Source organism: Chromobacterium haemolyticum (genome assembly GCF_009936155.1).
Lineage (GTDB): Bacteria > Pseudomonadota > Gammaproteobacteria > Burkholderiales > Chromobacteriaceae > Chromobacterium > Chromobacterium haemolyticum.
In genome coordinates this window covers 2381541-2401747 of the sequence record NZ_AP019312.1, presented here as the reverse complement: position 1 = coordinate 2401747, position 20207 = coordinate 2381541, and the positions used below count along the sequence as shown (strand labels likewise).

The 20207-nt window shown below is 60.0% G+C and carries 25 protein-coding genes; 2 read left to right on the top strand and 23 right to left on the bottom strand.

Annotated features, from left to right (window positions below; all coding sequences use genetic code 11):
* Positions 1–16: 16 nt before the first annotated feature.
* A complete protein-coding gene (locus tag GYH29_RS10910; protein WP_161523727.1) occupies positions 17–382 on the bottom strand; it encodes a hypothetical protein in 366 nt (121 codons plus the stop codon).
* A gap of 219 nt (positions 383–601) precedes the next feature.
* Entirely contained in the window at positions 602–892 is a 291-nt protein-coding gene (locus tag GYH29_RS10905; RefSeq protein WP_161523726.1) for a phage antirepressor KilAC domain-containing protein, read from the bottom strand.
* 45 nt (positions 893–937) lie between these two features.
* Between GYH29_RS10905 and GYH29_RS10900 the strand changes: the two genes are divergently transcribed.
* A complete protein-coding gene (locus GYH29_RS10900) occupies positions 938–2515 on the top strand; it encodes a hypothetical protein (RefSeq protein WP_161523725.1) in 1578 nt (525 codons plus the stop codon).
* Positions 2516–2575: 60 nt separating this feature from the next.
* Here GYH29_RS10900 and GYH29_RS10895 read toward each other — a convergent pair whose 3' ends face one another.
* The 20 genes from GYH29_RS10895 to GYH29_RS10805 all read right to left on the bottom strand — a co-directional run bounded on the left by GYH29_RS10895 (position 2576) and on the right by GYH29_RS10805 (position 14930).
* Positions 2576–2830 carry a Txe/YoeB family addiction module toxin gene (locus GYH29_RS10895; protein ID WP_161523724.1) on the bottom strand — a complete coding sequence of 85 codons (255 nt, stop codon included), beginning with the start codon at positions 2828–2830 and terminating at the stop codon, positions 2576–2578.
* Positions 2830–3093 carry a type II toxin-antitoxin system Phd/YefM family antitoxin gene (locus tag GYH29_RS10890; protein WP_161523723.1) on the bottom strand — a complete coding sequence of 88 codons (264 nt, stop codon included), beginning with the start codon at positions 3091–3093 and terminating at the stop codon, positions 2830–2832. Before GYH29_RS10890 ends, GYH29_RS10895 begins: the two co-directional genes overlap by 1 nt.
* 159 nt (positions 3094–3252) lie before the next feature.
* Complete coding sequence (locus GYH29_RS10885; RefSeq protein WP_161523722.1) at positions 3253–3588, bottom strand: hypothetical protein; 336 nt, start codon at positions 3586–3588, stop codon at positions 3253–3255.
* Positions 3589–3737: 149 nt separating this feature from the next.
* Entirely contained in the window at positions 3738–4019 is a 282-nt protein-coding gene (locus GYH29_RS10880) for a phage tail assembly chaperone (RefSeq protein WP_456298365.1), read from the bottom strand.
* A 47-nt stretch (positions 4020–4066) separates the two neighbouring features.
* A complete protein-coding gene (locus GYH29_RS10875) occupies positions 4067–4528 on the bottom strand; it encodes a hypothetical protein (RefSeq protein WP_161523720.1) in 462 nt (153 codons plus the stop codon).
* A gap of 3 nt (positions 4529–4531) precedes the next feature.
* Positions 4532–4969, bottom strand: coding sequence for a phage tail tube protein (locus tag GYH29_RS10870; protein ID WP_161523719.1), 438 nt, complete (start codon positions 4967–4969; stop codon positions 4532–4534).
* Positions 4970–5030: 61 nt separating this feature from the next.
* A complete protein-coding gene (locus tag GYH29_RS10865) occupies positions 5031–5408 on the bottom strand; it encodes a phage tail terminator-like protein (RefSeq protein WP_161523718.1) in 378 nt (125 codons plus the stop codon).
* A 2-nt stretch (positions 5409–5410) separates the two neighbouring features.
* Positions 5411–5797: an HK97 gp10 family phage protein gene (locus tag GYH29_RS10860; protein WP_161523717.1), complete on the bottom strand. Its 387-nt coding sequence runs from the start codon at positions 5795–5797 to the stop codon at positions 5411–5413.
* A 2-nt stretch (positions 5798–5799) separates the two neighbouring features.
* Positions 5800–6189 carry a hypothetical protein gene (locus tag GYH29_RS10855; RefSeq protein ID WP_161523716.1) on the bottom strand — a complete coding sequence of 130 codons (390 nt, stop codon included), beginning with the start codon at positions 6187–6189 and terminating at the stop codon, positions 5800–5802.
* Between the two features lies 1 nt (position 6190).
* Positions 6191–6661 carry a DnaT-like ssDNA-binding protein gene (locus GYH29_RS10850; RefSeq protein WP_161523715.1) on the bottom strand — a complete coding sequence of 157 codons (471 nt, stop codon included), beginning with the start codon at positions 6659–6661 and terminating at the stop codon, positions 6191–6193.
* Positions 6662–6665: 4 nt separating this feature from the next.
* Positions 6666–6995 carry a hypothetical protein gene (locus GYH29_RS10845; RefSeq protein ID WP_161523714.1) on the bottom strand — a complete coding sequence of 110 codons (330 nt, stop codon included), beginning with the start codon at positions 6993–6995 and terminating at the stop codon, positions 6666–6668.
* A gap of 45 nt (positions 6996–7040) precedes the next feature.
* Positions 7041–7985, bottom strand: a complete 945-nt coding sequence (locus tag GYH29_RS10840; RefSeq protein WP_161523713.1) for a major capsid protein — start codon at positions 7983–7985, stop codon at positions 7041–7043.
* 62 nt (positions 7986–8047) lie between these two features.
* Positions 8048–8833: a hypothetical protein gene (locus GYH29_RS10835; RefSeq protein ID WP_161523712.1), complete on the bottom strand. Its 786-nt coding sequence runs from the start codon at positions 8831–8833 to the stop codon at positions 8048–8050.
* Between the two features lie 98 nt (positions 8834–8931).
* Positions 8932–9285, bottom strand: coding sequence for a hypothetical protein (locus GYH29_RS10830; RefSeq protein ID WP_161523711.1), 354 nt, complete (start codon positions 9283–9285; stop codon positions 8932–8934).
* Positions 9282–10298 carry a minor capsid protein gene (locus GYH29_RS10825; protein WP_161523710.1) on the bottom strand — a complete coding sequence of 339 codons (1017 nt, stop codon included), beginning with the start codon at positions 10296–10298 and terminating at the stop codon, positions 9282–9284. The genes GYH29_RS10830 and GYH29_RS10825 overlap by 4 nt, the downstream gene beginning before the upstream one ends.
* Positions 10295–11629 (bottom strand): DUF4055 domain-containing protein, encoded by a 1335-nt coding sequence (locus tag GYH29_RS10820; RefSeq protein WP_161523709.1) that lies wholly within the window; start codon positions 11627–11629, stop codon positions 10295–10297. Before GYH29_RS10820 ends, GYH29_RS10825 begins: the two co-directional genes overlap by 4 nt.
* A 43-nt stretch (positions 11630–11672) precedes the next feature.
* The gene (locus tag GYH29_RS10815) at positions 11673–13232 is read right to left on the bottom strand and encodes a terminase (protein ID WP_161523708.1); all 1560 of its coding nucleotides are present in this window, start codon (positions 13230–13232) and stop codon (positions 11673–11675) included.
* Positions 13229–13837 carry an HGGxSTG domain-containing protein gene (locus GYH29_RS24555; protein WP_269473810.1) on the bottom strand — a complete coding sequence of 203 codons (609 nt, stop codon included), beginning with the start codon at positions 13835–13837 and terminating at the stop codon, positions 13229–13231. Before GYH29_RS24555 ends, GYH29_RS10815 begins: the two co-directional genes overlap by 4 nt.
* A gap of 106 nt (positions 13838–13943) precedes the next feature.
* Entirely contained in the window at positions 13944–14771 is an 828-nt protein-coding gene (locus GYH29_RS10810; protein WP_161523707.1) for a DNA cytosine methyltransferase, read from the bottom strand.
* Positions 14772–14816: 45 nt separating this feature from the next.
* Positions 14817–14930 carry a Com family DNA-binding transcriptional regulator gene (locus tag GYH29_RS10805; RefSeq protein ID WP_198001697.1) on the bottom strand — a complete coding sequence of 38 codons (114 nt, stop codon included), beginning with the start codon at positions 14928–14930 and terminating at the stop codon, positions 14817–14819.
* A gap of 335 nt (positions 14931–15265) precedes the next feature.
* Between GYH29_RS10805 and GYH29_RS10800 the strand changes: the two genes are divergently transcribed.
* Positions 15266–19150, top strand: a complete 3885-nt coding sequence (locus GYH29_RS10800) for a non-ribosomal peptide synthetase (protein WP_161523706.1) — start codon at positions 15266–15268, stop codon at positions 19148–19150.
* A 71-nt stretch (positions 19151–19221) separates the two neighbouring features.
* Here the strand turns inward: GYH29_RS10800 and GYH29_RS10795 are convergent, their stop codons facing one another.
* Entirely contained in the window at positions 19222–20130 is a 909-nt protein-coding gene (locus GYH29_RS10795) for a DUF6216 family protein (RefSeq protein ID WP_161523705.1), read from the bottom strand.
* Between the last annotated feature and the right edge of the window lie 77 nt (positions 20131–20207).

The window sequence follows — 20207 nt, the reverse complement described above, 5'->3', positions numbered from 1 at the left end:
TGATAAACTTAGGAACCTATTTATCACACCATTTATTCCACTCAGAAATAAACTCAACCTGATCATCATTCTCAAACTTGGTCAATCTGGCATACAAATCAAAATCACGCTCAGCTACTGACCAATATGGAAGAACAAATCTTTGAACCCCCACATAAGCGCCCATTTTGTTTTTGGCATTAACAGAGCCACATATATGGTCACGCCCATCATTCCAATATACGTTCTCAAACTTTGCTGAATCAATATCAAACAGGGTGCTCTTCAATATTGTTTTAGCAACTCTTGTCGATGAGGTAGCGGTCATCCATGCAATCATCAGAATCAGCAAAAAAATAGAGACAACCACCGCCACCACTGAAGTTTTCTCAACATTGCTCATGACACTCTTCCACGTTAAGTAGTAACGCCCGAAGCTCTATCACTTCCGCCCCATCTATCACAGCCAACGTGTTCTCTTACGCAAGACTATGTTTTATTTGTGCAACAGACCATTTGTACTGGCTGGACACAAAAAACCCCGCTCTCGCGGGGTTTTAATCTATTAATTGCAACTAATTAGGCTAGAACTATTTGGTTTTTCCTGCATGAGATGGAGAAGTCATGCCACATCTCCTGCTGCGATCAGTTCCGCCAACCTGGCCAGTCCCTTAGGGGTGATCAGCAGTTGGGAGGAGGATTCAACGTCCCCGCTCTTGTGGTAGATGGTCACCGGGCGATGGACAACCAACCCTTGCTGCTCTCTGACCGTATACCCCACCGGCCGGTTATTGCTCTGGCGCCGGTAAGCCCAGCCAATCCGGACCAAGTATCTGGTGAACTTTCCGAGCGGAACTCCAAGCGCTTTTGCTGCATCCATCCAGCACAGCGCGCCGTCTGAGAGCGCGAGCATGATAGGATTAGGCGTTTTGTTAGCGATTCAAACATAGAACACTTCATGCCCAAAACTTCCCCGACCAATGCAGAGTCCACTCCAATGGACAAGTCAACAACACCGTCCCAGCCCAAGAAGGGGTTGTCCTCGCATGGGCGCAAACTCAGAAGCACCATCAATCGTAGTTTCCGGCGTATTTGGCGCCACTTACATTACCGATTCCCTAAGTTCGTTCCCACCCCATACCGAAAGAGCCTAGCGCACCTCTTTAACCGAGACACAGAAACCAACCTTGAGACGCAAGTTCCTACAGGCGAGCAACTTCGGCAAATTGCCCTATGGGGGGTTGAAATCTTTGGTCCAGCTGAAGTAGACGCTCTCTACTTAGCACTTGAGCGTCTAGGGTGGAATGATGACCGAGTTTTTAGGTGGATAAACGAGCAGCGTACATATGGTTCCGAAGGTAGCTTTAACCTCGGACTGATTGTACGTTCAGGGGAAAATCGATTTCATTTTAAGGAACATGTGGCTCCACTTCCTGAATCGGTAGATTATGCTCATGGTTATATATACCAGCTTTCACCGTCCATTACTGCTATCATCATCTGTTTTGTTCTAAAAGAGCCTGCAGGCCATATGTATCATGATGAGCTCAGCCTTGATCGAAGAACATTAAATATACCACTTAAGGATGGGTATCGTTCCTACAACGTAGAACACATCAAGCGTCAGGCAGTTGACTTAGCTCGCACCAGATCGAGAGCTTTGATTGTCGATTGGTTCGCAGCACACCTTCCCGGATTTTTCTCCAGCTCCCCCAATGGCAACCATTTGCCTACCTCCGAGCTCATTTCAACTAATCTTGAACCTCTGCTCGTCAGGCATCCTGAACAAAAGTGGGCCGAACTACTCACTCCCTTTGCTTCTAGAGAGGTCTGGACATTGAAGGATTGTGCTGGACTGTCCCTGTGCTGGCCCGAGTCTGACGGGGACCTCCGCTATCACGCCATAGTTAACCTTCAGACTAGTCTTCTCACCGCAGATCATCTGAAAATTCACGGGTATTTCGGCATTGCAGCACATGCTTCATTTGTCAGCGACCACATTGAAGGTATCATGGTGAACTTTGCTGCAATTGCTGCACTTCTGGAGACCGTTCGCCTTCTTCGCCTCACTCCTGCCTCGATCTCAGTAGATACGAAATCGCGTAAAAGCACCATAATGCGTCTAGAACAGATTCAGATGTTTTTTGATAGATCGGTTGGCATCCCAGCACTAACATCCGAACTTACTGCTAGATCTAAAAATGATTTTTCGTACAACCACTACTGTGCAGCATTTCAGAGCATACCTTGGAACGAAAAAGAAAAATCTGTTGAAATCTCCGAAGCCCTCAGTTCTCGAACCCGATTCCTTGCCACACGGGCACAAAGTCTTGAGAAAGAAACTCGCGAACACCTCGAACAAGTATCCACAATCTTGAGCACAAGAGAGAATATTCGAACCCAAACGCGTATGGAACTTGTGGCGATTGGCGCAACGATTATTTCTCTTGTATCCCTCGTGGTTGCCATAATGTCGACAGACAAACTCACTAACTACATCAATCAGCAAATCGCGAAGATATACGAAATTATGTAATTTCAGCGCACCTTACAAGACTTACGCCAACCTGCGATGCCAATTTCTTGTTAGCGACTCTTAATAGTGATAGCGACACTGCAAGATGGTCAGCACATCGTTCTGGACCGCGTAGACGAGTCGATGCTCATCATCGATGCGGCGCGACCAGAAGCCGGCGAACTGGTGCTTCAATGGCTCCGGCTTGCCTATCCCTTCAAACGGGTTGCGCTGGATGTCCTTGATCAGGGCGTTGATGCGCTTGAGGGTGGGCTTGCTGTTCTGCTGCCAGTAGAGGTAGTCCTCCCATGCGTGGTCATCAAACTTGATCTGCATCACTCGCCCTCGTCTTCGAGAAGAGTCCTTTCCTTGGCCTCTCCGCTATGAAATCTTGCCGCTGCATCAGTCAGACGCTTGGCGTTTTCTGGCGAGCGTGTCAGATAGGCGGTTTCTTCCAGCGCGTTGTAATCGGCCAGCGACATGATCACCACCGGTTCACCGCGCTGGGTGGTGACGATCACCGGCGCCCGGTCCTCGTTCACCTGGCGCATGACTTCGGCCAGGTGCTGGCGGGTGTGGCTGTAGGTAAGCGCTTTCAAGGTATGCCTCCCTTAAGTCGACAATGATTGTACAAATCATAGCACAATCTTTGCATTGCTTGTTGACATCTAGTACCTACAAAAGAGAATCACCCCGCCAAAGCAGGGTGATTTTACGCAGCGATAAACAGTAAAACGGAGAATAACCACCCTCTCTATTCAATCGCAAACACTTTGGTCAATCACTGCACAAGCAGCTCCATACGCGGCCCATGCGCCCGCGATTGCAACGAAATTAAACGGGCCAGCATTTTGGATTACCGCATCTCTTACCTGGGCAGCTGCCTTATATGCATCAGTCCTTCTTTGTTGAGTAACAGGATTTGAACACGAACAAGAACCCACTGCACGGGCCGCAGGCTGTTTAGTCAAAGTCAATTCAGCAAGCAACTTGTCGGAAACCGCCTTATAATCCGCCACGTTTTGACCTTGAAAACTTAATGCACCTTCATTCAAGGCACTCTCCACGGCGTTACTCATAACAATATCGGCCATTACAATATCCTTCACATGATTGCTAGAAATAGATAATTAGCATGACTGGCTTAAATGCAGAAATCCGCATTTAGCTATGCCAGAGGTGCTTTTGAATTTTTGAATATTCCTAGTTAGAATCAATATGAAGAAACACCTACCTCGTTGAACTACCTAGTACCCAGCATCGCCATCAACGCCCGCGACCGCGCCTCATCGTCTTCAAGCACGTCTAGCATGAACTCGCCCTCGTCCATCCCCTGGATGGACAGGAACTCAACATCCAGCCGCCGCAGCAAGGCGTACTCCCATGCCCGCGGCCGGCGCTGCGTGATACGCGCCCACGCCTCCATTTCCATACATGCCAGAGCCTGCGGGCCGCTGTCCGAGTATTGCCGCCCTACCGATAGCTCGCAGAACCACGCCCACAAGTAGACCGCCTCATGGGGCAGCTTTAGCTTGTTGACGTGGCCTTGCTTGCGCAGCGAACTCCCTTCCTTCAGCCGCTTGTCGAGTCGGAATTCCTGTTCTGCGTAGGCTCTGACGGCACCGCAGGCGGCGGCAGGAATTTTCCCAGATTGGCGCTCTCGCTAATCACCGCATCGCGGATCCAGGCGGCCTTGCTGTACAGCCGCTGAGCGTTCTGTGGAGTGAACGCGAAAGGAGAGCCGTCTTCCGTCAAGCCGGACCAGCCGGCGGTGCGCGCGACGGCCACGCTGACAATCAGTTGCTCGCGCTCCAGATACGACAGCGGATCCGCCCGCTCCCTGCCAGCGGCATTAGCCGCGGACAGCCTGGCCACGTCGTCGTCGTGCAGCTTGCGTTGCAACTGCTGGGCCTGTTCCGACTCGATGGAAAACACCTGAATCTTGACCTTGGTGTCCTGGCCGGTCACATAGTGCTTGAGCGTAAATTCGTGGGTCCTCTCGCCCACCACCAGTAAATCGTCATTGATGTCCATCGCTTATCCCCCTTTCTTCCCTCCCGGCTTTTGCCATTCCACTTTGCCGGTGATGCTCAGCGAGGCCGTGCTTTTGATCACCGCGTCAACGCCGCCCTTCAGGTCGAAGGACATCACCAGGGCGGAGAACAGCCCAACCCAGCCGTTAGGCAATTCCAGCTTGAAACGCCTCGGCTCCTCATCCGATTGCGACTCATCCAGCAGGGTCTGGCCTGGATCGGTGTAAACCCGGTTCACCTCGATCTGGAAGCCGCCATTGTCGGCGAGACCTTTCCTTTTCTCCTTCGCATCGCTATCCAGCGTGGTCACGTCGATTTCGGAGGCTTTGCCGTCAAAGCCGCTATAGGACTGGACCTCCTTGATTTGGACAAACTCAGGAGCGGTGCCCGTGGACTCGATGTAAAACTTGGATTTCTGGGCGGAAATGGCATTGGAAGTCATCTCTTGGTCCTCAAAAAAGCAAACCCGCCAATTGGCGGGTCTGTGTCTATCAAGGCCGGCGTCAGATCGTCGAATAGCGAATCGTGACCGGCACAATGAAATGGGTGTCTGAAGGCAGGCCTGGCGACCGATACGGCGTCTTACTGATCCTGACCGGGCCGATGACTTCATCGACGGCGAACACATCGCGCAATTCATCGGCCAGGCTTTCCGCCTGCTGCGGCCCGACTCCGCTGGGTGTGCAAATCGACACCTGGAACAGGCCGTACTCACGGATGCCGCTGTCGAGATCCATGTTCACCGGCTCGGCAGGCATCAAAAACACCTTCAGATAGGCGCCCGCCGGCGGCGTAAACGCCACGGCTTCCCAGGCGACCGGAAGCTCCCTCGCATCGGCCCAGGCCAGCAAGCGCGATTCCAGCGCGCGGCGAATCGCCATCGTCACCTCCCATATTTCGCGACGGTCTCGGCCAAGGCCAGCCGCGCCATGCCGGCCGGCGCCTTGGTATGCGACCAACCGTCAAACTCGATGCGGTGGGCGTAGGGCAAGTTCGTCATCAAGGTCATCATGCCGCCGCCGATAAACACGCCGGGCTTCAGCGCGGCCACCACCCGCCCCAGCGACTGGCTGCCGGTTTTGTCCATGCTGTCTTGCGGGCCAGGCGTCGGCGTCACGCCAACGCCCCAGGATCCGCGCAGCCGGCCGGTATCGACCGGGGATTTCAGGATCACTCCGCGGAACAGGTGCAGGGTGATTTCACGGCATTTGGCGTCTAGAGACTTCTTGGCGCCATCGGCGAAACGTTCAAGCTCAACGGCAAAGGACATGGCTACCTCCTGAGCTGCAGCGTGTGCATGACGAACACGCCGCCCGGTTCCGGCTGTATGGATTTGATGTTGACCACTCTCCAGACATCCTCCTCATCACCGGGCTTGGGTTTCACCACCAGCAGATGCCCTGGCGCCGGCGTCGCGTCGCATACCGCGAACAAGGCCTTCTTGTCCCCGACCTGAATCGTGGAGCCCGGAGCAAATGTTTGCCCGGAAGCCACAAACCCAAAATCGGAAAACACCGCGAAGGAGTCGAAGTCCTGCCAGCGGCTGACCATGCCCTTGCCTGGCACATAGTTCTGGCCAAGGCTGACTCGCAGCACGACCGGGCCGCCATCCTCCCGAATCTGCCTGGTCGCGTCGTCGCGCTCTTGCGTATAGTCGGCCATCTCACCCCCGAATCAGCTTAATGTGGCCGGCCGCGGCCAAGTAAGGCTTCAGCATTGCGTTGACCAGCGGGAAGCGCGCGGCCGCCGTTCGATTGATGATGGGCTGCGCATAGTCGGTCACCAGCGACTCCGTTTGTTTGCGAGTCACCATGCCGCGCTCGACCCTGGCCAAGGATTCGGCAAGGTCATCCACCAGGGCCAGTTCCATTTGAGCCGTCTTGACCCGCGCCGGCAGTCCCGCGGGCGTCCGCGGGAAGGCAAGCCCCTGCTGTACCTTGATCGGCTTGCCGGCGAACTGCCACATGCTGGAGAGGTAGAGCGCCGCATAGCGCAGGTGCCGCTCCTTCATCGCGATGCTCATGCCGCCCCACGCGCCGTTGCCATGCTCCAGGTGATAGTCGTCCGCCTCATCCAGCGAAACCAGGCTCTCGGCGTTGGCCAGACCGGAGCCATCCTCAACGATTAAGGCCATGCCCTCATTCCTCAGCCGTTCCCGCGCCGGCCGTGGATGGACGCCTTCCCCGCTGCGGCTTCGCGGTGGGCGGTGCCTGGATCGGCGCTGCCTGAGAGCCGGGCCGCATCAGACCGTCGCCCCGGTCATCCTGGTCGGTGTACGGCTGAGGCGCCTCCTCCCACAACTCCTCAACCGGGATGTCCAAAGCCTCGTAGGCATCAACAATCTCAGGCCATTCCCCCTCCACCAACACGCTGGAAACGCCCTTTTCCGGTCCCTGAAAATAACTAGGGTTTCGATACAAACCGTCAGATTCAAACCCCTCAGTCCTGCTTGTGTAGATCAGTTTCATCTTGAACTCCTGAAGCCTTACGGGCGGCTTTCGCCGCCTGCGCCATTACGGCACTTTATTCAAATTGATCACAACGCCAGCCGTGGACTTATTGCTGGTAGCGTGCTTCTGCCAGCTGGCGCTTGACCCCACCGTGGCGAGGTTCGGGTTGGCGCCGGCGGTTTCCTTCCAGCTGTAACCCATCACGTCCATATTGAACACGCCCTCCGCCCGGAAACCGATTTCTAGGTTCTCGCCATCGTTGATTGGATAAGAGCGGAAGCCAGGGAGCTGGGACTCGTTGATGCTGATGGCGCCTCGCTGCAAGCCGAACAACACATCCTGCGGCGACTGGTCGGTCACCAGCACCGGCTTGCCCAAGGTGCCCGGCGCGCCGCCGTAGATCACCAGGCCGGCCTCTTCGTAGATTTTGTCCGCGATCGCCTGGTCCACGATGTCGAAGTAGATGCTGGAGTCCATCACCCACAGCGCAATGCGGTTGAAGCGGTCGCCGAATTTGCGCAAACCCTTGGTCAGGGTTTTCTTGCCGTCCACGGCGATGTTGGCCTTGGCCACCATCTCCTTGTTGCCGCCGATAGCGGCCTGCAAGGCCGCGGTGGAATACTGGATGTAGCCGGTCAGCACCGCGTCGGCGTAATCCTGGCCCAGCAACACGGAGAACTCCTCCGGATCGCGGCCACGACGCTTGAACGCCTCTTCCGCGGTAGAGTACGGCCCGTACTTGAAGGGCACCTTCACACCGACCATCTCGCTGGCGCCGATTTTCTTCGGACCGACACGCCCTTCGGAATTGACGTCGCGATGCTCGATGCTGCCGCCGATCTTGTAGAAGGCCTGTTTGCGGAAGTCGCCGACGATGTTTTCATTCGACAGATCGAAAGCGCCGTTGGACGCGCCGTTGAACACCTCCAGCACATCCTGCATCCGCTCCAGATAGGCGGTTTGCGCCAGATCGTCGTAAATCACCATGTCTTTGTTGGTCGTAGTCATTCCTGAGTCTCCAAAATAAAAAGCGCCCGATTTGGGCGCTTAAGGGGTACGAACCGCCTGGGTCACAGCGGCAACTTGAGGTAGGCCTGCTGGCCGTGCTTGGAGATGTACTCCCGCATCTGGGCCGCGCTCATTTCCGAGCGTTTCATGCCCGCGCCGTGAGCACCGCCGGCAGTGCCCGACCCACCCTTCGCAGGGAAAAACCACGGCGCCTTGTCTTTCAGCTCAGCGAACCAGGAGTCCACGGTCAGCGGCTTGCCCTTGCTGTCCAGCGAGCCGTCCTTTGCGACGAGGTCGCCGCGCTCATCCAACTTGAACACATCCATTGCCCGCCGCATGATGTCTTCCGACGCTTCGTCGATCGCACCGTAGCGCTTGGCGGTGGTAGCCACTTCGCCGCGGAACTCCTTGCGCTCTGCGCGCGCCAATTGATCGTCTCGCCGCGTGATCTCCTTCTTCAACTCCTCCAGTTCCTTGTCGTGCGACTCCTGCATGCGCGCGGTGCGCATCTCCAGCACCGTGTCCAGATCGCCTTTGGCGATCAGCGCGGCTTCCTTGTCGTTGGCGAACTTCTGCAGGATGTTGCGCACCGCATCCGGATCGATGCCGTCGAAGCGCGCCAGTTGCTCGGCCTGGGTTTTGAGCGAACCCTGCAGATCGGCGTTCTCCGCGCGCAAGCCGGCCAGCTCTTTTTCCAATGCGGCCAATTCGGCAGCCGGCTTGCCCTCCTCTCCGCCGCCAGTTCCTGCGCCGCCACCGCCGTCCGTTCCGCCGGCCCCAGCGCCGCCGCCCTCGCCGCCGGCCGGCGCGTGCAGGTAATATTTGATTGCTTGATTTCGAAATTTCACGCCGTGTTCCCTTCGGGGTTGATGGGCTACGCCCAAAAAAATAGCCCCGGCAAGCACCAGGGCTGAATACATCAAAGCCCGCTTGCGCGGGCTCTTCTTTACGACTCGTACGGCTTTGACTGCAGTAGGTGGCTTACGATGGCGCCCTCTCCCCAGCGATCCGCCATCTCCATGATGGCAAAACGATACTGGGCGCCGGCCTGCTCCGCAGCCCCCCAGAACAAGGGCACAATTTCCGTCGCCGGCACTCCGCGGTCCAGGCAGTAGTAAGCCAGCCGCGAATACTCCAACTTGCTGACGTGCAATCTTTCGGCAAAGGCATGCACATCATGGAACAGCAAGGGATGCTCAAGCTCAAGTTGCAGGTGCGCCAGCTCGCCGTCGCGCCATTGGCTGCCAAGCCGTTCTTCCGATTCTTGCCACTCGGCTTCCGTCATCTTATTGAGATTCATCGCCTGATCCTTGCCGCCTTGCGCTTCAATTCGTCCAGGGGCAGGCGGTTGCCGCGCTGGTCCAACAGATCGATCAAAGTCAGCTTCTTGTCCAGGTAGAGCTGGGCCCGCCCTCTGCCCAGCATCTGGTCCAGATAGCTTCGGTCTTTCCGCTTCAAGAAAGCGTCGAACGATAGATCTGCATCCACATAGCCTTCGTCGCTGGAACGTCCGCCGCCCAGGCGCGCTCCATCGCTCTTGAGCCAAGGCAGCAACACCGTTCGGCAATTCCAATGCAAAGGCGGCTTGCGGAACGGCAGCGAATGCCCGTCCGGCCGGCCATCCAAGTCCCATCGCAACAGGTTGCGCGCGGCGCATTCAATTGTGGTCCGGCTGTCCAGCGTGGCCAGCGCCACATAGCCTTGCACGATATCGCTATTGGCCTGATACAGCCCGGTCATGGCCTCGTTCGCCACCGACTGGACCGCGGTGCGCACCAGGGCCATTGCATCGCGCTGGGCAATATCGAACAGGTCCCGGATTGAACGAGCAATCTGATCGTTGGTCGCGCCATTCACGATTCCGCTGCGGATGATGCCGGCGCCGCGGAACTGCATGCTGCCCTCGTGACGCAACCACCAGTCCTCGATCAGCGTGCCCTGTATCAGCTTTCCGCGCGCCAGGGCTTCCAGCACATCGGGACCAGGCAGGCCGGCGAAAGAGATGCCCAGCGCCGGCGCCAACGCCTCGACGCCCCACTGCGCCTGAACCGTCACCAACGCGGCGAGTTGCTCATCCATCAACTCGGCGATCTCGCCATAACCACGTCCAAGCGTCGCCTTGATCTGGGCCAGCAATTGGCGCGCTCGCCTCGACTGGAAATCAGTCAAGCGATCGAAGCGAACGCCGTTGATCAGGGTCTCGACCTCGATGCCGGCTTGCCGCAGCAGCTTGGCCACCTGTTCGCGCACATCGGCGTCATAGCGCAATAGCTCCAGCTGATGCTCTGTCGCGGTATCGAACAGCGTGATCATAGCGTCGGCGCATCGGTTTCGATGCGGGCCTGCTCACCCTCCCACGTTTTCTCGTCCAGCGCGGGAATCAGGGTTTGGCAGATTTCGAAGGCGGACTGCTTGCTGAGCAAGCCTTGCGTCTGCATATCCATCACGTCCTTCACCGCCACCTTGCTGGCCGACATCAAGTCCTTCAGCTCAACGCCGAGTTGCACGCTGCCGCCTTCCTTCACCTCGGCCCAATCCGCAATCAACTGCAGCACCTGATCCAAGGCGTCTTCCAGCGCCTCGCCCATGGCCGCCAAGCGGGAAATCATCTTGGCCTGCTCTTCGCCGGCCTGGCGATCCGACATCGACAACACCGACTTGGTGGTCAACTTGGCGCCGGCGGTATTCATCTGCTCCTCCAGCGCGGTCAAGGCATTCTGGCCGACGGTCACCGACTCCGCGCTACCCTGCACCACGCCGATACTGTCGCCCCTGGGCAAAGGAATCAGGCCGTCGGCGCTGGCCTTGATGCTCAGCGACTCATCCTCCACCCCGGCAATGTAAGCCATCCTCACTCGTGCGAACTGCACCGACCTATCCTGATCGCTCTGCTCGCGCCAGTGCTTCACATTCAGGTGCGCCAGTTCCAACAAGGCCGGCGCGCCGCACATGAACCCAGTGCGCTCGCTGTAGATCGGCACCACCGGAATCGTGTCTACGCCCATGGAGAAGGACTCAGCCAAGATCCATCCTGATTTGCCGCCCTGATTGCGGTAGATGGAACACTTGCCCGGCTCCAGTACCTTGATCTGCTTTTCCTCGCGCACGCCGAACTCCCCATCGTTGACGCTCACCTTTTCCAAGAAGCGGAACTGAGTCAGTTGTTTATCCTGTTCGCGCCAGCCCAGCACGGCGGTGCGCGGAATCAGCACGCAATAGGGCCTGACGCCCCCGCTCCGAGCTTCCGCCAGTGTTGCGCCGTCCGCGACCCGCTGCTGGTCAACTAGGACATAGGCCACGCCACGATGGAAGGCCTGATGGAAGGCGTCATGGGCGAAAGTGTGCAGGTTCCGTTTTTCACGATCGACGTCGGCCAGCAGCGCCGGCGGCAGATCGCTTTCCACCCGCAACGGTTTGGCGAATACGCGCCCGACCATTTGATCCACCGTTTCGGTGTAAGCCGGCAGCAGAGTCGATGCCAGCAGGCGGCGCTGATAGTCGTCGTCCTCTTCCAGAGGAAACGCCGGCAACAACGTCTTGCCGGCGCCGCGCATGCCGCTAGTGCCGCCGATCAAGGCGTTAATCATCACATCATGCTCGGCCATGGATTTGACGGCCTGGCTTTTGGTGCTCGGGTCAGACATGGCTTGCGCTTGCTCCTGCTATGAAAAAACCCGCCGTGGCGGGTCAGTATTTGAGTGGCTGGCGCTTGACCGTCACTCTCTTGCTTAGCACCCGATATCGGGTTCCATCCCAATCGTGGTCCTCCGCATCCGAGTCCACATCGTCCGGGTTGTCCTTGTCGCGAGGCAAGATCGGGATCCGGCTGATCCAGCCGCGGCAGTAATCAAACACATAGAACGCCGGCTCTTCCGGCAAGCCGGACTCTTTGTCGTCGGCATACAAGGCCGCCTCCAGCATGTCGCAGAAAACGGCGGCGCCATTGACTCGGGAGCCAGGCCGCTTGTCCGAATCCGTCCAGCGCACTCCCTGCCGCGCCATCTTGTCGGCGATACTCAGCTCGTGGTCGCCGCTGTTCTTGATCATGGAGTCCGCGGGCCCGGGGGCCACCCGCGCGCAGATGCCGGGCCGCACGTTCAACTGCCCTTTTTCGATGCTCGCAGGCCGTTCGCCCTTTACGCCGGCGAGATGTTGGTCCACCCATTTCACCCCCTTGGCCACATCCGTGGAACTCATGTTCAAACCGACATTGAGCTGGTCCGGATCGCAGCCATACCACTCGCCAACCAGGAACAAGCTGCCTTTCGGATAGCGTAAGGTTCGTCCAGCCCACTCAAACTCCTCGCCATTCGACTCCGCCCACCAAAGATTCGAAAACGGCTTGCTCTCGCCCCAGTCGTGGCTGCGGTCCACCTTCCAGCCGGACGGAATGTCGAATGGCCGCACCACATGCACCTCCTCACGCCACAGGTGATCGAAGCGCCCGCCGCTGGTGACGTCCCAGGAACCCTCAACCCACGCCTTGCGCTTGTTCGGATCCTTGATGTTCATCAGCGTGGCGATGTACACCGGATCCAGATAGGGGTTCTCCTTGAAGCTGCCGTGAATGGCCACCCGCGTCAGCGTGATTTCCTCTTCCACACGGGTCTGAGGGTTGTAAACGACCTGGCTGGTCCTCAACACCCGGCCGCGCGGCATTGGTTCGATGAAGCGCCGCTTCACCCAGGCATGGCCCACGCCGAAAGGATTGGTCGTGCTGATCGTTTCCAAGGGGATGGACGGCAGCAAAGACCCATCGGCCAGCGGGTAGTTCTCCGGTTTGAAAGAGCTGCGCCGGCAAGACATCATCGCATCGTAGAAATCCATGCTCTTTTGCTTGGTCAGCTCGTTAAATCCGATGAAGGGCAATTCCTGGCCATGGAAGGCCCAATAATCATCCGCATCGTTGCCAAACCTGAACAACAGTTCCTCGCCCGTCGGCCAAACCCAGCGCAACTCGGAAGGCGAGCGCAGAAAGCGGGCGCCATCGTTGAAGAGCTTATACATCCGGTTCGACTGGATGATGATGTCGGCCAGATTCTTGTACTCGACATCAAAGATCACCCCTCGCCAGAAGCTGCCGTAACCCAGCCCCACCCGCTGGCGGAACTTCATCAGTTGCGCGGCCGTCTTGCCCGGGCCACGCGTGCCTTCGAACAGAATCTCATTGCATGGGCAGGACAAGGCCAAGGACTGCGAGCCCGGCAAGGGCCGCCAGACCGCCTTGTATTCCGCGTGCGCCCTCATCGCCCTAACACCTTGTTCTGATGTCGCTCGGCGACAGCCTCCCAGCCCTCAACGCTGTCCGCGGTCGGCACCGGCACAATATTGTGCGTCATGCTGCCACCCAGTTTTTCGTGCTCCTTGCGCCGCCGCTCCAGTTCAAAACGCTTCAGCGCCAGATCCACCTCGCCCAGCAGCAAGGATTGCCGGCGCGACTCCAGGGACTCAATTCGCGAAGTGAGCCGATCTATCAGCAGAGCGTAATCCTGAACCCGACACTTTCTCTCGTCGCCCGGCGCGTTTTCGCCGCCGCCGGTGCGCTCGATGGTCTCGTAGAGCTCCAGCGTATCGCCGAGATCTTGCTCGCGCGCCAAAGCGCGCAGCAACCGGATCCGCGTCAGCCTCAGCTCCTCGTCAACCTGGCCCAGCTCAAGGCTCTGCGCCAGTTGCGTTTCTTCTTCCGATAAAAATTTGCTGTACAGGCTGCCGGGCTTCGCGGCATTGCGATTACCCGTGCTGTCCCTAGGACCGGTGCTTTTGCCGCCGTGCAAAGCACACCGCTTTTTACCCCTCAAGGGTCTGCGCTGACATGCCCCGCCTGTCCGGGTTTTTGCACCACAAACAGCCATGGACACCCCATCAAAATAAAGGCCCGCTTCCGCGGGCCTATGCATAGTGCTTGCTAAATCTTTGGCTTGTAGCTCAACTTCTTGCTGTGCCACCCAAGCTTCAGCCCTACTCCATAGTCTTAATCAAGTGCCCCGCGATCCACGCCGCGACTTGCGGGGCAACGGCGTTGCCGGCAGCATGAGCCTCTGTAAAGTTGGTCGCATCCAATCCGAGGCAAAGCCCATGATCGTCAGACGCTCTGGCCCGCTCAGCCATCTCACGCCATCCGTTGGACTGAGCGATGAGACTGGAACCCTGGATATCGATCTGGCTGGCGGAAGAGCCGGCAAGTAAGGTAGGAAAAGGGGCCTCCCCACATGGCGCGCCCTCCGCGCCAGAAATAGCTCCCATTGGCGCGGCGTCAGCCAACAGCTCCATGGGGGGATGCTCGTGAAAACCGGCGACAATGAATACCCTGCGGCGACTCGTGGGGATTCCGAAATATTGAGCATTAAGCACCCTCCAAAATCCCACATACCCGCATTCGGCAAGCGCTGAAATAACCGCCTGGAAGTCTCGGCCATGTCCGCATGACAACAGCCCCGTGACGTTTTCAAGGACCAGCCAGCGAGGCTGAAGCGCGGAAACGATGCGGATGACTTCGTAGAACAATCCTGAACGCTCGCCTTCCAGCCCGCGTCGCTTGCCCATCGTCGAGAGGTCCTGGCATGGGAAGCCTCCGACGATGACGTCAACCCGCTCAAGGCCGGCGCCGACAGAGCGGACATCTTCATACTGTTTAGCGTGGGGGAATCTTTCGGCAAGCACTGCCCTGCAGATGGGGTCGATTTCGACTTGCCAGGCCGTTCTGAATCCTGCGCGTTCGAATCCGAGATCAAATCCGCCGATTCCGGCAAACAAGCTTCCGACAGTTGGTGTTGCTGAGACATCCATGAGCACCTTGATGACCGGCGCTCATGGACGCTCTGGATAGGGGCTCTAGGCCCTCCAGGTGTTGATTTTCTTGCAGCGTGGGCATTTTATCGACAAATACGTGTAGATGCCTTCTGCAAGCTTGCGCGAACAGTTTTTGCATCGAAGTTCGATTGCCACAACCTTGCCTGCTCTTCTTGTTATTGATTTTGTAGCGCGCAACTTCGGCACCACGTCGTCAATATACTAAAGCCTTGTGTTTATTGAAATATGGCCTGCCCAATTTCATATATGCCGAACTACAACAATTTGAAAACCTGGCCGGCTTTACCGCCATAGCGGCTACATGGTCTCTTCCTCGCGGCAGTCGCTGGGCCGTCAGGCGTGAAGAAAAATGACGAAAATACTAACCAGTATTGATAATCATTACTATTTGTGGTGTAAGATTGCGGCTCTTACTTGATCTGCCCACGCATCATACGCGCTGGCATGGAACCGCAACGGCACGCCTTCTTATGACTTTGACCGCTTCTCGCCTCCCCGTCAGCGCCGCGCAGCACGGCATCTGGATGGGGCAGCAACTCTCCCCGGACAACCCGAGTTACCACACCGCCGAAGCCACCGAGCTGCGCGGCGCGCTGGATCTGGACGCCTTGCGCGACAGCGCCGCCGAGGTGTTGGCCAATTGCGCGGCGCTGAACATGCGCTTCGAGTTTGACGGCAACCAGCTGTGGCAGCAGCCGGTGGCCGCGCAGGCGGAAATTCCCTGCCTGGACTTCAGCGCGGAGGCGGATCCGGAAACGGCGGCGCGGGCCTGGGTGGCCCAGACGCTGACGCGGCCATGCGATCCGGCGCGGGACGCGCTCTATCTGGGCGCGGTGCTGAAGCTGGGGCCGGAGCGGCACTGGTGGTATCTGCAAACCCACCATATCGCGCTGGACGGTTTCGCCTACGGCCTGCTGAGCCAGGCGCTGGCGGCGCGCTACAGCGCCCGCGTCAAACAGCAGGCCTTGCCGCCGTTGGCGGATTGGTCGCTGGACAAGATCGTCGCCGCCGATCACGACTACCAGGCCAGCGAGGCCTGCGCGCAGGACCGCGACTTCTGGCTGCAACGCCAGGGCCGGCAGCCGGCGGCCAGCACGCTGGCGCCCGCCGCCTTGCTGGCGGATGGGGTGAACAAGGCCGAGCAATGGCTGAGCCCGGCGCAGATCGCCGCCTGGCAGGCTTCGGCCAAACAGCACGGCGTGGATTGGGGCGCTTGGCTGCTGGCGGCGGTGGGCGCCTGGCTGGCCAAGCGCAGCGGCCGCCGCGCGCTGACCCTGGGCCTGCCGGTGATGAACCGTCTGGGCACGCCGGCGCTGGCGGTGCCGTGCATGGCGATGAATATCGCGCCGCTGAGCCTGCGGCTGGACGAACAGCTGGGCGCGGCGGAACTGAGCCGCCAGCTGGCGGACAGCCTGCGCGCGATCCGGCCGCATCAACGCTACCGCTACGAGCAGCTGCGCGGCGATTTGGCGCGCGTCGGCGGCCAGCAGCGCTTGTTTGGCGCGGTGGTGAACCTGATGCCTTTCGACCGCCGCGCGCCGTTCGCCGGCCTGGACAGCCGGGTGTTGCCGCTGGGCTCCGGCCCGGTGGAGGATGTGTCGATCAATTTCAGTCTGTTGAACACCGAGTGGCGGCTGTGCCTGGAGGCCAACCCCAACGCTTACCCGCAGGCGGAGCTGGACGGTTTGCGCGATGATTTGCTGGCCTGGCTGGACGCCTGGGCCAGCCGCGCGCCGGAAGCCGCGCTGAGCGAGCTGTTGCCGGAGCTGCCGCCGCTGAGCGTGCTGGACGGCCCGGCGCTGGAGCGCGCGCCGCGGGAGGTGCTGAGCCTGATCCGCGCCGCCGCCGCCGCGCGGCCGGACGCGACGGCGCTGGAGCAGGACGGCGAGCGCCTGTCCTACCGCGAGCTGTTGCAGCGCGTGCTGCAACTGGCCGGCCGTCTCCAAGCCGCCGGCCTGCAGGCGGAGGAGCGGGTGGCCATTGTGCTGCCGCGCAGCCCGGATGCCATCGTCGCCATCCTGGCCACGCTATGGGCCGGCGGTTGCTATGTGCCGCTGGACCCGCACGGCCCACCGACGCGGCTGGCCATGGTGCTGGACGACGCGCGGCCGCGGCTGGCCGTCACTTTGAGCGCCTGGCGTCCGCTAGTGGGCGAGGTGCCGGCGCTATGCCTGGACCTGCCGCCGCAACAGGACGCGCTGGCCGCCGCGGACCCGGCGCCGGAAGCCGGCCAGGCCGCCTATGTGCTGTACACCTCCGGCTCTACCGGCAAGCCCAACGGCGTGCTGGTCAGCCACGGCGCGCTGGCCCAGTTTGTCAGCAGCGCCGGCCAGCTTTACCGCATCGGCGCGGACGAACGCATCCTGCAATTCGCGCCGTTGCATTTTGACGCCAGCATCGAGGAAATCTTCCTGGCGCTGTGCCACGGCGGCACCCTGGTGCTGCGCACCGACGCGATGCTGGAATCGATGCCGGCCTTCGCCGCCGCGGTGGCGCGCCAGCGCATCAGCGTGCTGGACCTGCCCACCGCCTTCTGGCACGAGTTAGCCTTCGCCTTGCAGCCGGAACTGGCCGCGCAGCTGGCCAGCGTGCGGCTGACCATCATCGGCGGCGAAGCCGCGCTGCCGGAACGCGCCGGCCGCTGGCAGGCCCTGTTGCCCAATAGCGTGCTGCTCAACAGCTATGGGCCCACCGAGGCCTCCATCATCGCCACCAGCGCCATCCTGTCCGGCCCCGGCGCGGTGTGGGACGGCGGCGACAGCGTGCCCATCGGCCTGCCGCGCCCCGGCGTGCGCGCCGCCATTGTGGACGAGCGCCTGCAGCCGGTGGCGCAGGGCGAGGACGGCGAGCTGTGCCTGCTGGGCGAGGCGCTGGCCATCGGCTACCTGGGCCGTGAAGAACTGACCGCACGCCGCTTCGTCACGCTGGACGCCTTGCCCGGCGCGCCGCGCGCCTACCGCACCGGCGACCGCGCGCGTCTGAGCGACGGTCAGCTGCGCTTCCTGGGTCGGCTGGACCATGAAATGAAGATCAGCGGCCTGCGCATCGACCCGGCCGAAATCGAAAACGCGCTGCTGGCTTGCCCGGAGGTGCGCGAAGCGGCGGTGGTGGGCCTGCCGCTGGCCGGCGGCGGCTATACCCTGGCCGCCTTCCTCAGCGGCGGCGAGACCGAGCCGGCGACGCTGCGCTCGCGCCTGGCCGAGGTGCTGCCGGCGGCGGCGATCCCGGATCACTGGCGCTGGCTGGACAGCCTGCCGCGCAACGTCAACGGCAAGATAGACCGCAAGCAGCTGGCCGCCGGCATCGAAGCGCAAGCGCCGGCCGCCGCGGAGGACGCCAGCCCGCTGGAACGCCAGGTGATGGAGGTGTGGCAGCAGGTGCTAGGCGTGACCCCGCCCAGCCGCCACGCCAACTTCTTTGAACTGGGCGGCAAATCGCTGCAGGCCATCCAGGTGGCCAACCGGCTGGCGCAGCGTCTGAACCGCGAAGTGGCGGTGTCCGCGCTGTTCAGCCACAGCACGGTGGCGGCGCTGGCGCAGGCGCTGAGCGCTCCCGCCGCGCACCGGCCGCCGTCGGCCAGCGAAGGCCAGGAGTTCGCGCCGCTGCTGACCATCCAGCCCGGCGCGCTGCCGGCGCTGTTCTGCCTGCACCCGGCGGAAGGCCTGTCCTGGTGCTATCTGGGCCTGGCCAAGCACCTGCCCGGCGTGGCCATCTACGGCCTGCAGGCCACCGGCATCACCGGCGACAAGCCGGCCAGCTTCGACGCGATGGTGGCGGACTACGTGGCCCGCGTGCGCGAGGTCCAGCCGCAAGGGCCGTACCGGCTGCTGGGCTGGTCGCTGGGCGGCGGGCTGGCGCAGGCGATGGCGGCGCAGCTGCGCGCCGCCGGCGAAACCGTGGAACTGGCGGCGATGATGGACAGCTATCCGACCGCCAGCTGGCAGGGCCGGCCGCAGCCGACGCTGCACGACGCGCTGGTGACGGTGCTCAGCGTCAACGGCGAAGTGGACGCCGACGAAAACGGCCAGCCGCTGGACAATGAGGCGATCTACCAGCGCCTGCTGCGCCCCGGCAGCCCGCTGGCGCCGCTGGGCCGCGCCGCGCTGGAGCGGCTGGGCGAGGCCTCGCTGCACGGCATGCAATTGTTCCGCGACAGCCAAACCCCGCGTTACGACGGCGACTTGCTGCTGTTCCGCGCCGGCGTCCACCCGGAAGACGCGCCCAAGCCGGAAGATTGGCAGCCCTTCCTCGGCGGCAAGCTGGAGTGCGTGGAGCTGGACTGCGACCACTTCGGCATGAGCGACCCGGAGCCGATGCGGCGGATAGGCGAGGAGTTGGCGCGGCGTTTGGCTTGAGCCGAGCCGGTTTTAGGAAAAACGCCGTTCACCTTGGGGGAGCGGCGTTTTTGTATTTGCTGTCAGGCCGTTCATTCGCTGGCAATAGGGTCTGCTTGCTTATAGCTTGCCGGGGACGGGGCCGTCATCTCCGCTGCAGCAGGGAGAGGTTCAATTGTGAGCTGATCTCTTTCTTCCTGCTTCGCTTGGCGTGATTTTTGACGATCAATCATCTCCTTTGCGCTGATGCGGCGGTGTAAGCGCCACACAGCTAGGAGCAGAAAGCAGCCGATGTAGGCACTTAGGAATAACAAGAGCATGCGTTGCTCTGATACGGCGCCGCTGATGACTTTGGGGTAGTTGGCCTGCTTGAAGAATTTGCAAAAAATCTGGGCATCGCCAGGGGCGAAACCCGTGGCAGAGAGTATTGGCTTGGCGCAGTCGCTTTCACTGATTTTGTTCTTGCCCCATAAGCTGGTAATGGTTTTTTGGCTGCTGGCAAAGAACCAGGTCTTGCTTTTCGTGGTGGTGTAAAGCCCATCGTCTATGCCAGTGCTGGCAACCATGCCGGCAGTGACGATGCCCAGCGCGAAAACCGCCAGCAGCTGGGCGATGGTGCCGAGTCTGTTGGGCGAGGTGATATTGCCGGGTTCGCTAAGCTTGAAGTAATGCCCGCAGCGTTTGACGTCGTCTATATCCTCATCATGCTTGGCCGCCCATTGGATCAGCGCCAGCATCTCTTGCTTGGTGCGTATCTTAAGCCCGGTCAGGGTGCGGAACTTCATGATGGCGTTTCTTTCATCCAGAAAGTCCGCCAGCAGTTTGTCGTTGATTTCCTTCTTACCGCCCACGATACGCCATAGCAGCGTCAAGGGGACATGGTAGGACTGGGTGCGCAGCACCACGTACAAAATGGCCGCAATCGGCAGCGCGCCCAGGAAGATCGCGGTGAGGGGCGAGATCAGCTTGGATGCTTGGTTGACGTAGTCGATGTACTCCACAGCCACCCCCTTGATGATTTGATTGGCATATTTTACCAACTCAAAGCGGCCATGCACTTACGGCGGATCAAAAAAAA

Excerpts from the sequence above, each read along its gene's own strand:
- GYH29_RS10870 (WP_161523719.1), bottom strand. The coding sequence starts at position 4,969 with ATGACTTCCAATGCCATTTCCGCCCAGAAATCCAAGTTTTACATCGAG.
- GYH29_RS10905 (WP_161523726.1), bottom strand. The coding sequence starts at position 892 with ATGCTCGCGCTCTCAGACGGCGCGCTGTGCTGGATGGATGCAGCAAAA.
- GYH29_RS10875 (WP_161523720.1), bottom strand. The coding sequence starts at position 4,528 with ATGGACATCAATGACGATTTACTGGTGGTGGGCGAGAGGACCCACGAA.
- GYH29_RS10865 (WP_161523718.1), bottom strand. The coding sequence starts at position 5,408 with ATGGCGATTCGCCGCGCGCTGGAATCGCGCTTGCTGGCCTGGGCCGAT.
- GYH29_RS10825 (WP_161523710.1), bottom strand. The coding sequence starts at position 10,298 with ATGATCACGCTGTTCGATACCGCGACAGAGCATCAGCTGGAGCTATTG.
- GYH29_RS10830 (WP_161523711.1), bottom strand. The coding sequence starts at position 9,285 with ATGAATCTCAATAAGATGACGGAAGCCGAGTGGCAAGAATCGGAAGAA.
- GYH29_RS24555 (WP_269473810.1), bottom strand. The coding sequence starts at position 13,837 with ATGGCTGTTTGTGGTGCAAAAACCCGGACAGGCGGGGCATGTCAGCGC.
- GYH29_RS10850 (WP_161523715.1), bottom strand. The coding sequence starts at position 6,661 with ATGGCCTTAATCGTTGAGGATGGCTCCGGTCTGGCCAACGCCGAGAGC.
- GYH29_RS10860 (WP_161523717.1), bottom strand. The coding sequence starts at position 5,797 with ATGTCCTTTGCCGTTGAGCTTGAACGTTTCGCCGATGGCGCCAAGAAG.
- GYH29_RS10885 (WP_161523722.1), bottom strand. The coding sequence starts at position 3,588 with ATGGCCGATATTGTTATGAGTAACGCCGTGGAGAGTGCCTTGAATGAA.
- GYH29_RS10895 (WP_161523724.1), bottom strand. The coding sequence starts at position 2,830 with ATGCAGATCAAGTTTGATGACCACGCATGGGAGGACTACCTCTACTGG.
- GYH29_RS10845 (WP_161523714.1), bottom strand. The coding sequence starts at position 6,995 with ATGAAACTGATCTACACAAGCAGGACTGAGGGGTTTGAATCTGACGGT.
- GYH29_RS10910 (WP_161523727.1), bottom strand. The coding sequence starts at position 382 with ATGAGCAATGTTGAGAAAACTTCAGTGGTGGCGGTGGTTGTCTCTATT.
- GYH29_RS10900 (WP_161523725.1), top strand. The coding sequence starts at position 938 with ATGCCCAAAACTTCCCCGACCAATGCAGAGTCCACTCCAATGGACAAG.
- GYH29_RS10810 (WP_161523707.1), bottom strand. The coding sequence starts at position 14,771 with ATGGATGTCTCAGCAACACCAACTGTCGGAAGCTTGTTTGCCGGAATC.
- GYH29_RS10820 (WP_161523709.1), bottom strand. The coding sequence starts at position 11,629 with ATGTCTGACCCGAGCACCAAAAGCCAGGCCGTCAAATCCATGGCCGAG.
- GYH29_RS10840 (WP_161523713.1), bottom strand. The coding sequence starts at position 7,985 with ATGACTACGACCAACAAAGACATGGTGATTTACGACGATCTGGCGCAA.
- GYH29_RS10855 (WP_161523716.1), bottom strand. The coding sequence starts at position 6,189 with ATGGCCGACTATACGCAAGAGCGCGACGACGCGACCAGGCAGATTCGG.
- GYH29_RS10815 (WP_161523708.1), bottom strand. The coding sequence starts at position 13,232 with ATGAGGGCGCACGCGGAATACAAGGCGGTCTGGCGGCCCTTGCCGGGC.
- GYH29_RS10800 (WP_161523706.1), top strand. The coding sequence starts at position 15,266 with ATGACTTTGACCGCTTCTCGCCTCCCCGTCAGCGCCGCGCAGCACGGC.